13 protein-coding genes, 8 tRNA genes and 1 rRNA gene are annotated in these 13,871 nt (G+C 61.4%); 20 read left to right on the plus strand and 2 right to left on the minus strand.

Going from position 1 to position 13,871, the window contains the following annotated elements; translation table 11 throughout:
- The 9 genes from VEZ38_RS02130 to VEZ38_RS02170 all read left to right on the plus strand — a co-directional run.
- A 23S ribosomal RNA gene (locus VEZ38_RS02130) occupies positions 1-140 on the plus strand; the annotation flags it as partial.
- A gap of 106 nt (positions 141-246) precedes the next feature.
- Positions 247-337: transfer RNA gene (locus VEZ38_RS02135), tRNA-Ser, on the plus strand.
- Positions 338-377: 40 nt separating this feature from the next.
- Positions 378-454, plus strand: a tRNA-Met gene (locus tag VEZ38_RS02140).
- Between the two features lie 12 nt (positions 455-466).
- A tRNA-Val gene (locus VEZ38_RS02145) sits at positions 467-542 on the plus strand.
- 9 nt (positions 543-551) lie between these two features.
- Positions 552-628: transfer RNA gene (locus VEZ38_RS02150), tRNA-Met, on the plus strand.
- A gap of 12 nt (positions 629-640) precedes the next feature.
- Positions 641-717, plus strand: a tRNA-Asp gene (locus VEZ38_RS02155).
- 18 nt (positions 718-735) lie between these two features.
- A tRNA-Phe gene (locus VEZ38_RS02160) sits at positions 736-811 on the plus strand.
- A gap of 13 nt (positions 812-824) precedes the next feature.
- Positions 825-910 (plus strand) — tRNA-Tyr (locus VEZ38_RS02165).
- Between the two features lie 6 nt (positions 911-916).
- Positions 917-992, plus strand: a tRNA-Lys gene (locus VEZ38_RS02170).
- 124 nt (positions 993-1,116) lie between these two features.
- Here VEZ38_RS02170 and VEZ38_RS02175 read toward each other — a convergent pair.
- Positions 1,117-1,677: a carbonic anhydrase gene (locus VEZ38_RS02175; RefSeq protein ID WP_324891499.1), complete on the minus strand. Its 561-nt coding sequence runs from the start codon at positions 1,675-1,677 to the stop codon at positions 1,117-1,119.
- A gap of 58 nt (positions 1,678-1,735) precedes the next feature.
- Complete coding sequence (gene larA / locus VEZ38_RS02180) at positions 1,736-2,968, minus strand: nickel-dependent lactate racemase (protein WP_324891501.1); 1,233 nt, start codon at positions 2,966-2,968, stop codon at positions 1,736-1,738.
- A 103-nt stretch (positions 2,969-3,071) separates the two neighbouring features.
- On the opposite strand from larA, the gene VEZ38_RS02185 reads away from it, so the two are divergent.
- From VEZ38_RS02185 to hisD, 11 genes are all read left to right on the plus strand, one after another.
- Positions 3,072-4,007: an MraY family glycosyltransferase gene (locus VEZ38_RS02185; RefSeq protein WP_324891503.1), complete on the plus strand. Its 936-nt coding sequence runs from the start codon at positions 3,072-3,074 to the stop codon at positions 4,005-4,007.
- Positions 4,008-4,052: 45 nt separating this feature from the next.
- Positions 4,053-5,075, plus strand: coding sequence for a helix-turn-helix domain-containing protein (locus VEZ38_RS02190; protein ID WP_324891505.1), 1,023 nt, complete (start codon positions 4,053-4,055; stop codon positions 5,073-5,075).
- 94 nt (positions 5,076-5,169) lie between these two features.
- Positions 5,170-6,288: a sn-glycerol-3-phosphate ABC transporter ATP-binding protein UgpC gene (locus VEZ38_RS02195; protein ID WP_324891507.1), complete on the plus strand. Its 1,119-nt coding sequence runs from the start codon at positions 5,170-5,172 to the stop codon at positions 6,286-6,288.
- A gap of 127 nt (positions 6,289-6,415) precedes the next feature.
- Positions 6,416-7,303: an AraC family transcriptional regulator gene (locus VEZ38_RS02200; RefSeq protein ID WP_324891509.1), complete on the plus strand. Its 888-nt coding sequence runs from the start codon at positions 6,416-6,418 to the stop codon at positions 7,301-7,303.
- 69 nt (positions 7,304-7,372) lie between these two features.
- Positions 7,373-8,311 carry an HPr(Ser) kinase/phosphatase gene (gene hprK / locus VEZ38_RS02205; RefSeq protein ID WP_324891511.1) on the plus strand — a complete coding sequence of 313 codons (939 nt, stop codon included), beginning with the start codon at positions 7,373-7,375 and terminating at the stop codon, positions 8,309-8,311.
- 18 nt (positions 8,312-8,329) lie between these two features.
- Complete coding sequence (gene lgt / locus VEZ38_RS02210) at positions 8,330-9,367, plus strand: prolipoprotein diacylglyceryl transferase (protein ID WP_324891513.1); 1,038 nt, start codon at positions 8,330-8,332, stop codon at positions 9,365-9,367.
- Positions 9,345-10,010, plus strand: coding sequence for a pyrophosphatase PpaX (gene ppaX / locus VEZ38_RS02215; protein WP_324891515.1), 666 nt, complete (start codon positions 9,345-9,347; stop codon positions 10,008-10,010). The genes lgt and ppaX overlap by 23 nt, the downstream gene beginning before the upstream one ends.
- Positions 10,007-10,522, plus strand: a complete 516-nt coding sequence (locus VEZ38_RS02220; RefSeq protein WP_324891517.1) for an acyltransferase — start codon at positions 10,007-10,009, stop codon at positions 10,520-10,522. Before ppaX ends, VEZ38_RS02220 begins: the two co-directional genes overlap by 4 nt.
- A gap of 216 nt (positions 10,523-10,738) precedes the next feature.
- Positions 10,739-11,950, plus strand: a complete 1,212-nt coding sequence (locus VEZ38_RS02225; protein WP_324891519.1) for an ATP phosphoribosyltransferase regulatory subunit — start codon at positions 10,739-10,741, stop codon at positions 11,948-11,950.
- A 16-nt stretch (positions 11,951-11,966) separates the two neighbouring features.
- Positions 11,967-12,605, plus strand: a complete 639-nt coding sequence (gene hisG, locus VEZ38_RS02230; RefSeq protein WP_324891521.1) for an ATP phosphoribosyltransferase — start codon at positions 11,967-11,969, stop codon at positions 12,603-12,605.
- Between the two features lie 16 nt (positions 12,606-12,621).
- Positions 12,622-13,871: histidinol dehydrogenase (hisD, locus tag VEZ38_RS02235; RefSeq protein WP_324891523.1), on the plus strand; the 1,250-nt coding region annotated here is incomplete at its 3' end.

The following is a 13,871-nucleotide window of genomic DNA, read 5'->3' on the forward strand; positions in this document are numbered from 1 at the left end:
GCATCTAAGCGTGAAGCCCCCCTCAAGATGAGATTTCCCTGCTTGAAGACCCCATGTAGACGACGTGGTTGATAGGCTCGAGGTGGAAGCGCAGCAATGCGTGCAGCTGACGAGTACTAATCGGTCGAGGACTTATCCAAATCATTGCTCTGCGGCATAAACTTACCGTTTGTGCTGCAGGCCGGATGTGTAGTATACTCAGTTTCGCATCCAGTTTTCAGGGGACAAAGACGCTCCTGTGGCTTTGGAGAGATACCCAAGTGGCTCAAGGGGACCCTCTGCTAAGGGGTTAGACTGCGTAAGCGGTGCGAGGGTTCGAATCCCTCTCTCTCCGCCATTCCCTTCATCATCGAAGGAATGGACAAACTTTATTTCGTGGCGGCGTAGCTCAGCTGGCTAGAGCGTACGGTTCATACCCGTGAGGTCGGGGGTTCGATCCCCTCCGCCGCTACCACTTTCATACCCAGGGCGCTTAGCTCAGCTGGGAGAGCATCTGCCTTACAAGCAGAGGGTCGGCGGTTCGATCCCGTCAGCGCCCACCATGTAACTATCGCGGGGTGGAGCAGTCCGGTAGCTCGTCGGGCTCATAACCCGAAGGTCGTAGGTTCAAATCCTGCCCCCGCAACCAATATTTTATCGCGGAGCCGTGGTGTAGAGGCCTAACATGCCTGCCTGTCACGCAGGAGACCGCGGGTTCGAATCCCGTCGGCTCCGCCATTTTATTTTTTATTACAAGGCTTGGTAGCTCAGTCGGTAGAGCAATGGACTGAAAATCCATGTGTCGGCGGTTCGATTCCGTCCCAAGCCACCATATGTACCATCGTGGAGGATTAGCGAAGTGGCCAAACGCGGGAGACTGTAAATCTCTTCCCTTACGGGTTCGGTGGTTCGAATCCATCATCCTCCACCACCTTTTGAGCCATTAGCTCAGTCGGTAGAGCACCTGACTTTTAATCAGGGTGTCGAAGGTTCGAGTCCTTCATGGCTCACCATAAATATGAATAACGCAATGTAACGCCCTTTCGGTCGACGAAAGGGCGTTTCTTACGTTAATCCTGGCATAACGAATGCGCCCCGACCATCACGGCCGGGGCGCGTCTCTTTTTCAATAGGGCCTTATTCGTAACCGTTGACCAACACGTCTAGTTTGCCTGTTTCGGGATGGATAATCAGGCCGTGCACCGGCGTGCCGGCGGGGAGCAGCGGATGATTGCGGATAATTTGAACGCTCTTCATGACGCCCTGCGTCACATTATCGAAACCGGTCAGCCAGCGCTCCAGGTCGATGCCCGCATGCATTAACGTCTCGATGGTATTGTCGGACACGCCTTGGTGCTTGGCCTTCTCGATAATTTTCGAGGCGTTCAGGCCGGTCATGCCGCACTCGTGGTGCCCGACGACAAAAACCTCTTGCGCGTTGAGTTCGTATAAGGCGACCAGAATGCTTCGCATGATGTTGCCGAACGGCTGGGTTACGATCGCTCCGGCGTTGCGGATGATTTTGGCGTCTCCGTTGCGAAGGTTCATCGCCCGCGGCAGCAAATCGATCAGGCGAGTATCCATGCAGGTGAGGACGACCATTTTCTTGTCCGGAAATTTCGTCGTTAAAAATTCCTCGTACTTCTTCTCTTCGACGAAACTGCGGTTGTGCTCCATAATCGTATCCAGATGATTCATTGCGGTTCCCTCCCATTCTGGAACGATTATACCCGATAACGCTCGGCTTCGCCAAGACTTAAGGGTGCGGGTACGTCAAAGCGGCGCACGGCATCGCGGCCGCGCGGACGCCGGGCCGAACGTGGTGCTCGATCCACCGCTGCACGTCCTCGACCGGTCGGAACCCTAACAGCTCGGCCAAGGGAGCCGGTATGTCCGAATATAAAGAAACGGGATGCTTAGCGACGATGTCATGGAGAATTCGAAGCTTGTGCGCGCCAAGCACGAAGCGTTCCTTCAAGCGCTGTACGGCTCGCTCGCGATCGGCGTGCGTCTCCGCCCACGACTGGAACGTTCCGTTGCCGTAAATTTCTTGGCAGCGGGCGACGAGCAGAATGGGCGCACCGGGCGCGGCGAAGCCGGCGGCGTTTTCCAACGACTTGATCGCCTGATACAGCTGCATATCTTTCGGAGCGCCTCCCGCGCTTGCGACGACCAGTTCGTAACGCCGGCCGATCGGTACGAGAAACTGCTCCCTTGCGAACCGCGCGCCCTGTCGATGCGCCTCCGTAAGGCTGCCGGCAAAGACGCCGAGCAGACGCCGCCGGTGGTCGACGACGACATTACACAGGAAATGAACCGGACACATCGCGACGGCCTCTTCGATATCGCGATGCAACGGGTTGTCGTCGTAGCCGGGGACGGCGGCGAATCGCCGGGACAGCGCATGGTGGCGTTCGATCGACGGCGCGGCGGCGACGCCGGGAAACAACGCTTTCCCGCCCCCGGACAAGCCGACGAGACGGTGCGGCTCGATGTTGCCGACGGCGATGCGCAGATCGGCTTGCGCAACGATTCGATTCAGCGCGATGGGGGTTCCCAGGGCGGTAGTGCCGAGCTCGACGCAATCCTCGGGCGCCGCGGAGTGGTTGACCACGGCGACGCGTCGGAACGCCTCCCCCGCGATGTCCCGGAGCTCCGCTTCCGTCTGCATTCGGTGCGTACCCAGCGCGACGACGACGCGGATGCGCGAATCCGGCAGTCCGCCTTCGTTCAGCGCGTCTAAGAGATGAGGCAAAATTTCGGCCGTCGGGCACAGCCGCGTCACATCGCTCACCAGGATGACCGCCTCGCGCCGACCGGCGGCAAGTCGCGAAAGCGGCTCGGAAGCGACGGGCTCGCGAACCGCCCGGCGGAGCGCGGCTTCGGCGGCCGAAGGGTCAAGGGCGCGCGCCGCGTACGAGATTAGGTCGGGCTCCGCTCCAGCCGGCCATGAGACGAGCAGCTCGCCGGTTCCGTAAGCCAAGTGCACAACGATCAGCCTCCTTATAGCTGTGCCTAATTATTTCCGGTATCCTGCGAAACCATTCCGGTAAACCTAGGCATAACGAAAAGGGGTGAACGCTCTGCGCTATGTGATTGCTCTCTTGACCGCTCTCGGCACCGTATACACCATGGTTCCCCCGATCCGCGAAGCGGCGCTGCGGAGAGGCTTCGTCGATCGGCCGTCGCCGCGGAAAATCCACCGAGAGCCAATACCGCTTATGGGCGGACTGGCGATTTACGCCGGCTGCATGGCAGCTTTATATATCTTAATCGGATGGACGCCGTTGACGGCGGCGCTGGGCATCGGCGGCGCGGCGCTCGTGGCGACGGGTCTCGTCGACGACGCGTATAAAACCAAAGGGCGCGAATTCCCGGTTTGGCCGCGCGTAATCGTTTACGCGGCGGTCTCCGCCGTCCCGCTATGGTTCGGCATCGACATCGCGGGGATCCGGTTCGGAGGCGAAGGGATGTGGATGTTCGGCGATATCGCAAGCGCGGCGGCTACGATGCTCTGGATTTTCGCCATGATCAACATGATGAATTTTATCGACGGGGTCGACGGCCTCGCATCGGGCATCGCGGTAATTTCCTCGCTGACGCTGCTCGTCGTGGCTTTGCTGAAGGGTCAGGACGCTACCGCAGCGGCCGCGGCGATCGTCGCCGGCGGAGCGCTTGGATTTTTAGCGTACAATTTCTATCCCGCCAAGATGTTTATGGGAGACGCCGGGGCGACGTTCCTTGGGTTTGCGCTGGCCGTCATCGCCGTCGACGGGACGCTGAAGAGCGCGACGGTGCTGTCCGTGTTCGTGCCGCTGTTGGCGCTAGGGGTACCGATTATGGATACGGCGATCGTATTCTCCAGAAGGCTGCTCTCCGGACGGGGCCTGCATCGCGCCGATAAGCTGCACACGCATCACAGCTTGCTGCACTGGGGACTGACCCAACGTCAGACGGTCTCGTTCCTGTATCTTATCGGCGCCGTATTTTCGCTGCTCTCGATCCTTTTCCTCCTAACCCTTGGGTAGACGTGCTACAATAAGAGTAAAGAAGAGGCTGGCGAGGAGACGGAGATGGAACTGGAACAGCTGTGCAAGAAGCTCGAGACGATCTTCGGGAAACGGGTGACCGCCGAAGAGGCGGGAGAAGAGCGAACGTACGATGGGGAAAAGGGGACCGTCGTCGCCGCCGGCGTGCGGCTCGTCGTACACGGCGAATTGACGCCCGCCGAGCGGGAGCTCGTGGCCATGCTGCTCGAGATTGAGCGGGGCGGCGCGGTTCGCAAAGGAATAAGCGAGGACGAACGATTGTCCGCGATGCTGTCCGAATGGATTATGGAGCGCATCGAGCAAGGCGATCACGACGCCGACCTGCCGGAGGCGCTGGCGCGTTGGCCGATGTTAAGAGGCGTCAAGGTGCCGCTGCTTATGTACGGCGATCAGACGGAACGGCAGCTCGCGCCTTACGCCGAGCTGATGAAGCTGCTCCGTTCGTTCTTCGAGGCCGACGTCGTCTTAGTCCCATTACATAATCGACAATGGCTGATTTTGGGCGACGAATCGCTGCTGGCCGAGGAGCGGGACGGCGAAGAGGAGTCGTTGGAGGAATCGCTGGCCGCGATCGCGTCGGGGCTGCAGGATATGGCGGCGAGCGAAGGAGTCGGCGAATGTCACGTCGCGGCGACGTACCCGTTCTCCCCGGGCACGTCCCTCATTCAAACCGTCGTTACGTTACGGGAGACGATCGAGCTCGGGCGCGCCTTCCGGCATGCGTCTTATATTCATCTCCCCTGGGAGCTGAGACTTGAGACGCTGCTGGACGCGGTGCCCAAGCGGGCCAAGAGCAAGTTCATGGAAGGGGTGCTTCGCCGGTCGGAGCCGGTGTTCGAACCGGAGATGCTGCAGACGCTCGAAGCGTTCTTTACCGATAATTGCAATGTCAGCGACACCGCTAAGCGCCTTTACATCCACCGGAACACGCTGCTTTACCGGCTGGACAAGTTCAAACAGGAAACCGGCATGGACGTCCGCGACTTCGAGCATGCGGTATTGGTGCGGTTGGCCTTGCTCTTGTATAAAGTAACGAAAAGGAAATAAATTTTTTGTGAACCTTGTGCATAGTCTACTGTCCCTCGCTGAGGTAGAATGAGGGTATCAAGTTAACCAATATGTGCAAGGGGGACTACTGATCATGGCAGGAGTACGCTTGGAACACATTTATAAGAGATACCCAGGGTCCGATACGCCGTCCGTTTCCGATTTCCATCTCGATATCGCGGATAAAGAATTTTTGGTGCTCGTAGGCCCGTCCGGCTGCGGCAAGTCGACGACGCTTCGGATGATCGCCGGCTTGGAAGAAATTTCGGAAGGTACGCTCTACATCGGCGACCGCGTCGTGAACGACGTCGCTCCGAAGGATCGCGACATCGCGATGGTATTCCAATCGTACGCGCTCTACCCGCACATGAACGTATATCAAAACATGGCGTTCGGCCTCAAGCTCCGCAAGTTCAAGAAGGCCGACATCGATAAGCGCGTCCGCGAAGCGGCGAAGATTCTCGACATCGAGCATCTGCTCGATCGCAAGCCGAAAGCGCTCTCCGGCGGTCAGCGTCAGCGTGTCGCCTTGGGCCGCGCGATCGTTCGCGAACCGCAAGTGTTCTTGATGGACGAACCGCTTTCCAACCTCGACGCGAAGCTGCGCGTACAGATGCGCGCCGAAATCTCGAAGCTGCACAAGCGCCTTGAGACGACGGTCGTATACGTAACGCACGACCAGACGGAAGCCATGACGATGGGCAGCCGGATCGTCGTTATGAAGGACGGCTTCATTCAGCAAGCCGCGACGCCGGAAGAAGTTTATAACTACCCGGTGAACATGTTCGTAGCGGGCTTCATCGGCTCGCCGTCGATGAACTTCATCGCCGGTACGTTGTCCGAAGAAGGCGGCGAAGTTCGCTTCAAGGCGAACGGCGTCAACATCGTATTCCCGGAAGGCCGCGCGAAGGTGCTTCGCGAGAAGGGCTATGTCGGTAAGGAAGTCGTCTTCGGCGTTCGCCCGGAAGACATCCACCAAGAGCCGATCTTCCTCGAGGCGTCCCCGAACAGCATCGTGAACGCGAACGTCGAAGTCGCGGAGAACCTCGGTCACGAGATGTTCTTGTACCTTGCAGGCATCGGCAACGAGTCGATCATCGCTCGCGTCGACGGCCGTGCAGGCGTGAAGGAAGGTTCGAACCTGCGCCTTGCGTTCGACATGAACAAAGCGCATGTGTTCGACAAAGAAACGGAAAAGAACGTATTCTTGTAAGAATCGCTTCGAAGCCGTCCCGGGAGGGGCGGCTTCTTTTGCATTTTCGGCAGGGAGAGCAAGAAACATCAAGACGTCGAGCTCGCGAACGGATACGATAAATTCGACCGGGGGAGGAGGGCGTACAATGAACGAAACGTTGGCGCGGCTGTTGGCGGCGAAGCAGTACGTGGACGAACGGCTCGACGAAGACGTCCGCTTGGAGGACGTCGCGGCGGCGGTCGGTTGCTCGGCTTTCCATTTTCACCGATTGTTCCGGGCGTGGATGGGCGTGACGTTGGCCGAGTACGTCAGGGACCGGAGGCTGCAGGCGGCGGGATATGCGTTGAAGCGGACGAACGATAAGCTGATCGATATCGGCCTCTCGTGCGGCTTCGCGTCGCCGGAGACGTTCCTTCGGGCGTTCAAGCGGAAGTACGGCGTCACCCCTGGCGACTATCGGAGAGGTCGAGGAGGAGCGGGTACGATGAAGGTAATCATCAAGGAACGGCAGGCGACGACGGCGGTCGGCGTTGCGGTGCGGACGGACGTCGCGAAGGATCGGAACATCGCGGAGGCGTGGACCCGATGCGCCGCCATGTGCGAAGGCGTGCCGAACGTCAAGCGAGGCGGCATGGCGTTCGGCGTCGAGTTGTACGAACCGGGCATGGAGGGTCGCGCCGGCGCGTTCACGTACGTGGCGTGCATCGAGACGGATGGCGAAGGAATCGCGCCCGAGGGCATGGTCGCGCTGACGATCCCCGGGGGACGTTATGCGGCGGCGACGCATATCGGGTCGACGGAGCGGCTGCAGGAGACGTTCGATTACGTCTATGGCGTCTGGCTGCCGGAGAGCGGGGAGCGCGCGCGGGCGTGGCCGGCGGCCGGCGGGGCGAACGGAACGTTCCCGACGGGGCGGTGCGGCTTCGATGTGGAGGCGTACGATGACCGATACCGCGAGAACGACCCGACGTCGGAGCTGGAAATATGGGTCCCCCTCGAGCCGGAAGCGAAGGAAGGATCCAGGTTCGGTTGATTTCGCGGGGGGTTTCCGATACGATGGGAAAAGGAGTCAACTGCTCATCGTATGGGAGACGTTCACACTATGGCGAAAAAAGTGAAAGCCGCAGACTTGGTAAAGCATTTCGCATTGGAAGTGCTGGCCGGGGAGGCAGGCCTCCAGCGGCCGATCCAAGTGGCCGATTTGCACCGGCCGGGCCTCGTCTTGGCCGGATATTCGAATTATTACGCGAAGGAACGTGTGCAGCTGCTCGGCGTAACGGAAATGTCGTTCTTCGAGACGCTGACGGGCGCGACGCGCCGGGAGCGTTCCGAGGCGCTGTGCCAAAGCGATACCCCGTGCTTGCTCGTGACGCGAGGCCTTGAGGTGCCGGCAGAGCTGTTGGAAGCGGCGAACGCGCACGAGATCCCGCTGCTGCGCAGCCCGATGACGACGACGATGTTCGCGAGCCGCTTGACGGGGTATTTGGAGAACCGGCTGGCGCCGTCCACGACGATTCACGGCGTGCTCGTCGATATTTACGGCGTCGGTATGCTGATCACGGGCTCGAGCGGCATCGGCAAGAGCGAGACGGCGCTGGAGCTCGTGAAGCGCGGCCACCGGCTCGTCGCCGACGACGCGGTGGAAATCCGCCAGACGGCCGATAACGAGCTTCACGGGAACGCGCCGGACTTGATTCGCCACCTGCTGGAGATCCGCGGACTCGGCATCATTAACGTCATGACGCTGTTCGGGGCGGGCGCCGTGCGCAATTTCAAGAAAATTTCCGTCGTCGCGCGGCTCGAGACGTGGCAGCAGGACAAGCAATACGACCGGCTCGGCCTCGACGAGGAGAAGACGCGCATCATCGACACCGATCTGCCGCTGGTGACGATCCCGGTACGCCCGGGCAGGAACCTTGCGGTCATTATCGAGGTGGCGGCGATGAACTACCGGTTGAAGCGAATGGGCTACAACGCCGCGCAGCAATTTACGAACCGACTTACGGAGACGATCGCGGAAGACTACGACGAAGTGGAATAACGAGGGGAGAATCTTGGCATGATTCACACGTTGGCGCTTGATCCGATCGCGTTCCGTCTAGGGCCGATTACGGTGCATTGGTACGGCATTATTCTCGGCACGGCCGCCTTGGTCGGATTGGCGTTGGCCGTACGCGAGGGGAAGCGGTTCGGCATCGTGCCCGATTTCTTCATGGATCTGCTCTTGATCGGCGTCCCTTCGTCGGTCATCTTCGCAAGAATTTATTACGTGGCGTTCCGTTGGCAGGACTATCAGCACGATCCGCTCTCGGTCTTTCGCATTTGGGAGGGCGGCATCGCGATCTACGGCGCGTTGATCGGGGCGTTGCTTTCAGGATATCTTTATATCCGGCATAAGGGATACAGCTTCTGGCGCATCGCCGACATCTGCGCGCCGAGCTTGATCGTCGGTCAAGCGATCGGACGCTGGGGCAACTTCGTCAATCAGGAGGCGTACGGCAGCCCGGTGACGGAGGCGTTCTTGCGGGAGGCGCTGCGTCTGCCGAATTTCATCGTCGAGCAGATGTACATTCAAGAAGTGTATCGTCATCCTACGTTCTTATATGAATCCATATGGAATGTTGCCGGGCTGCTGCTGTTGTTCGGCTTGCGGCGGCTGCCGTTCGTCCGGTCGGGCGAGCTGCTGCTCAGTTATTTTATTTGGTACTCGATCGGACGGTTCTTTATTGAGGGGCTGCGGACCGATTCCTTGGCGTTCGACGGCCCGAAGTGGCTGGAAAACTTGCTGGAAGCTTTATGGTCCCCGATGCTGCTGATGGCGCCTCCGGGAAAGATGGACTACGGCAACATCCGGATTTCGCAGCTCGTAGCGGTATTATGCGTGCTCGGCGCGATCGCGTTGATCCTGTTCCGCAGGGCGAAGGGCTATTCGGCGGAGCGGTATTCGGATCCGATCCGCTCGACGAAGGACGTCGCCGCGGCGCCGAACGCCGAGACGGGCACGGAGCATGCGGCGGAGGAAGCCGGCGAAGCGGGCGCGACGACGGGAGAAAGACGGGAGCGAAGCGATACGCATGATTCGAACGGTTCTGTTTGATTTGGACGGCACGATATTGGATACGAACGAATTGATTTTCCGTTCGTTCGAGTACGTATGGGAGCGCAAAGGCTGGCCGATGATCTCCCGGGAGACGCTGACGCCGTACATGGGCAATAAGCTCCACGATATGTTTCGGGAGACGGCAGGGATGTCGGGGGACGAAGACGTCGAAGAGCTGATCGGCTTGTACCGGGAATACAACTGGGCGCATCACGACGCGCTCGTCCGCGGCTACCCGCACGTCGTCGAGGTGATGGCCGAGCTTCGCGGGGCCGGCGTGCGGATGGGCGTCGTCACGACGAAGATTCGCAAGACGTCGGAGATGGGCCTGAAGCTGTGCGGCATGGACGGCTTCATCGAGCACATCGTCTCCTTGGACGACGTGACGCACGCGAAGCCGCATCCGGAGCCCGTGCAGAAGGCGCTTGCCGCTATGGGCGCGGCGCCGGAAGAGACGCTCATGGTCGGGGACAGCGCGGGAGATTTGCTCGCGGCGCGGGCGGCCGGCGTCCGCTCGGCGGCGGTCGCGTGGTCGATCAAGAGCAAGGAAGACCTAATGCGCTGCGAGCCGGATTATTGGATCGAAGATATTCGGGAGCTGCCGGCGATCGTAAGCCGGGCGAAGGATGAAGCGCGATGAGACGATTGGAACGTTATCCGGCGCCCTCGGGGGCGGCGAACGCGTTATGGCATGTGTACCGCACGGTGAGCTTCGTCAAAGCCGTGCGGAATTTTGTTTTTATCCAGCTTTCCCGGTATACGCCTTTGTTGTCGGTGAAGCGGTGGATTTACCGCCGGGTGCTCGGCATGCAGGTCGGCGAAAAGACATCGTTCGCGCTGATGGTGATGCCCGATGTGTTTTTCCCGGAGCGGATCAAGGTCGGGCGCAATTGCATCATCGGATACAATACGACCATTCTGACGCATGAGTACCTGATCCGGGAATATCGGCTCGGCGACGTCGTCATCGGCGACGAGGTGATGATCGGCGCGAACTGTACGATTTTGCCCGGCGTCGTCATCGGCGATGGGGCGGTCGTAGCGGCGGGCTCGGTCGTACATAAGGACGTAGAGCCCGGCGCCTTCGTCGGCGGCAACCCGCTGCGTCCCCTGGGGACGATGCGGGACGCCGCGGAAGGCCGATCCGAATAAGGCGTTCGCAGGATTGAAAGAGGGCGGCTGTGCGGTTGACGCCTCCCATGCCGCGTGATAATATAACGAATAAACGCTTTCGTTTGCTAATATGGTAGCACTTTAATGTGGTGAAGCGAGTGGCGGCCGGAGCGGGTCCGACGAATGCACGCGGACTCGGGCGGCAGGCCGCTTCACCGCCGCGATGGGAACGAAACGAGAAGGAGCGGGACGGACGTGTCGAAACCGAAGGTGTTCGAGAAGCCGGTCGGCGTCACCGACTATTTGCCGGAGGCGGTGGAGCGGCTCCGCCGCATTGAATCGAACGTAATGGCGTGCATGCGGCGCTGGGGTTACCGCGAAATTATGACGCCGACGTTAGAATTTTACGATACCGTAGGCGTGGCGAGCGCGACGAGCGATAAGAAGCTGTTTAAGCTGTTGGATCGATGGGGGACGACGCTCGTCATGCGCTCCGATATGACGGCGCCGATCGCGCGCGTCGTCTCTTCGCTGCTAAGGGATGAGCCGCTGCCGATTCGGCTCGCGTACCACGCCAACGTGTTCCGCGCGATCGAAGAAGAAGCGGGACGCAACTCGGAGTTTTTCCAGACGGGGGTCGAGCTTGTCGGGGACGCGAGCGCGGAGGCGGACGCGGAAGCGATCGCGCTGTCGATCGCTTGCCTGAAAGCGGCGGGCGTGCGGAAATTCCGCGTCGCGATCGGCCATGTCGGCTTCCTGCACGGCCTGTTCGACGAGACGCTGCCGGGTCAGGTCGAGGCGCAGGAAGCGCTGAAAAACCATCTTCTGCGCAGGGATTACGTCGGGTACCGGGAAGCGCTGCGCGCGTTGGACGTTCCGGAGGCCGTTCGGCGGGAGCTCGAAGGGATTTTGCGGCTTCGGGGCGGCCAGGAGGTGTGCGAGCAGGCGCTCGCGCTGTCGGGAAGTCCGACGGCGCAGGCCGCGATCCGGCATCTATGCGACGTCTGGGCGGTGCTCAGCGCGTACGAGGCGGTCAGCGACGTGCTGATCGATCTGACGATGACGGGCGATTTTAATTATTATACGGGACTGACGTTCGAGGGCTACGCTTCCGACTTGGGTTTCCCAGTGCTCAGCGGGGGCCGGTACGATAATCTGCTCGGCCAGTTCGGGCGGCCGGCGCCGGCGACGGGGTTTTCGCTGAAGACGAATCGAATCTTGGAGTACGTCGCGGCGAACGGCGCGGGCGACGCGGGCGCGGCGCCTCGCGTGTTGGTCGCGTACGCGACGGCGAAGCGCGAGGAGGCGCTGCGCCACGCGAGCGAGCTGCGCGCGCGCGGGGACGGCGCCGCGGTGACGACGGCGAAGGTGGACGACGCGGCGGAGCTGCGCGACGTGACGTCGGGCGCGGACGGACGCTTCGCGTTCCGGGGACAGCTGTACGAACAGGTGATTACGTTCGGGTGAGGGGGCCTTTTCGAACATGAAGAAGGAAGAGACGTTGCGCATCGCGATGCCCAAGGGGCGCATCTATAAGAAGGCCGCCGAGCTGTTCCGCGAAGCGGGCTTCGAATTGCCGGACGATCTCGACGACTCGCGCAAGCTGATCATTCCGGTGCCGGAGCTCGCGATGGAGTTCATTATGGCGAAGCCGGTCGACGTGCCGACGTACGTGGAGTACGGGGTGACGGATCTCGGCATCGTCGGGAAGGACGTGCTCGTCGAGGACAATCGGGACGTCTACGAGCTGCTCGATCTCGGCATCGCGCGCTGCCGCATGTCGGTCATCGGGCTGCCGGACTGGAAGCCTACGCTGCATCCGCGCGTGGCGACGAAATATCCGGTCGTGGCGTCGAAGTATTTCCGCGAGCGGGGGCAGCAGGTCGAGGTCATTAAGCTGAACGGCTCGATCGAGCTGGCGCCGCTCATCGGGCTCGCCGACCGAATCGTCGACATGGTGGAAACGGGCACGACGCTGCGGGAAAACGGGCTCGTCGAGATGGAAAAGATGTTCGACATTACGAGCCGCTTGATCGCGAACCGCGTCAGCTACCGGATGAAGAGCGAAGCGGTGCAGTCGCTGTGCGACCGGCTGTCGTCGGCGATCGCGGTACGGGCGTGACAGGGGGCGTGTGGGCATGAATTTACGGATATTGCGACCGGAGGAGTTTCGGCTCGATCGGCGCATCGATACGGAAAACGAAGCGCAGCAGGCGGCGGCGCGCGATATCGTCGAGCGGGTGCGCTCCGAAGGCGACCGGGCGGTGCTGGCGTTCACGGCGGAGCACGACCGCGTCTCGCTGACGGCGGACCGGCTGCGGGTAACGCCGGAGGAGATCGCGGCGGCGTACGCGGACGTGGACGAGGCGTTCCTCGACGCGATTCGGGCGGCGGCGGCGAACATTCGCGCGTATCACGAGAAGCAGCGGAAGCAGTCGTGGGTCGACGTCCAGCCGGACGGCACGACGCTCGGCCAGCTGGTACGGCCGCTTGGGCGGGTAGGCGTCTACGTTCCTGGCGGGAAGGCGGCGTATCCGTCTTCGGTGCTGATGAATATTATTCCGGCCGCGGTCGCGGGGGTGCGCGAGATCGTGATGGTGACGCCGCCGGCGACGGGCGGGAAGGAAGGCATCGACCCGTATATTTTGGTCGCGGCTTCCGAAGCGGGCGTCACCGAGGTGTACCGCGTCGGCGGGGCGCAGGCGATCGCCGCGCTCGCGTACGGCACGGAGACGATTCCGGCGGTCGACAAGGTCGTCGGGCCGGGCAACATTTACGTCGCGCTGGCGAAGCGGCTCGTGTACGGCGTCGTCGACATCGATTCGATCGCCGGGCCGAGCGAGATCGTCGTCATCGCCGACGAGGGGGCGAACGCCGCCTATATCGCGGCGGATTTGCTTTCGCAATCGGAGCATGACGAGATGGCGTCGGCGGTGCTGCTGACGCCGTCGCGCGCGCTCGCGGAAGCGGTGCAGGCGGAGGTCGAGCGCCAGCTGGCGCTGCTGCCGCGGCGGGACATCGCGGAGGCGTCGATCCGGCAGCACGGCGCGGTGCTGCTGACGGCGTCGCTCGAGGAAGCGGCGGCGATCAGCAATCGGCTGGCGCCGGAGCATCTCGAGCTGATGGTGGCCGATCCGCTCGGGTTTCTGGGGCGCATCGAGCATGCGGGCGCGATTTTCCTCGGGCCGTACAGCGCGGAGTCGGTCGGCGATTATTTCGCCGGGCCGAACCATGTGCTGCCGACGAGCGGGACGGCGCGGTTCTTTTCGCCGCTCGGCGTCGATACGTTCCTGAAGCGCTCGAGCCTCATCTCGTACAGCCGCGAGGCGCTCCTGCGGGACGGGGAGCGCATTATGACGCTGGCGCGCCGCGAGGGGCTCGAGGGCCA

The organism is Paenibacillus sp. (assembly GCF_035645235.1).
In the GTDB taxonomy this organism is placed as follows: Bacteria; Bacillota; Bacilli; order Paenibacillales; family YIM-B00363; genus Paenibacillus_AE.

Coding starts and splice junctions, on each gene's coding strand:
- hisG (WP_324891521.1), top strand. CDS start 11,967: ATGAAGAAGGAAGAGACGTTGCGCATCGCGATGCCCAAGGGGCGCATC.
- VEZ38_RS02175 (WP_324891499.1), bottom strand. CDS start 1,677: ATGAATCATCTGGATACGATTATGGAGCACAACCGCAGTTTCGTCGAA.
- VEZ38_RS02200 (WP_324891509.1), top strand. CDS start 6,416: ATGAACGAAACGTTGGCGCGGCTGTTGGCGGCGAAGCAGTACGTGGAC.
- ppaX (WP_324891515.1), top strand. CDS start 9,345: ATGATTCGAACGGTTCTGTTTGATTTGGACGGCACGATATTGGATACG.
- VEZ38_RS02220 (WP_324891517.1), top strand. CDS start 10,007: ATGAGACGATTGGAACGTTATCCGGCGCCCTCGGGGGCGGCGAACGCG.
- hprK (WP_324891511.1), top strand. CDS start 7,373: ATGGCGAAAAAAGTGAAAGCCGCAGACTTGGTAAAGCATTTCGCATTG.
- lgt (WP_324891513.1), top strand. CDS start 8,330: ATGATTCACACGTTGGCGCTTGATCCGATCGCGTTCCGTCTAGGGCCG.
- VEZ38_RS02190 (WP_324891505.1), top strand. CDS start 4,053: ATGGAACTGGAACAGCTGTGCAAGAAGCTCGAGACGATCTTCGGGAAA.
- VEZ38_RS02195 (WP_324891507.1), top strand. CDS start 5,170: ATGGCAGGAGTACGCTTGGAACACATTTATAAGAGATACCCAGGGTCC.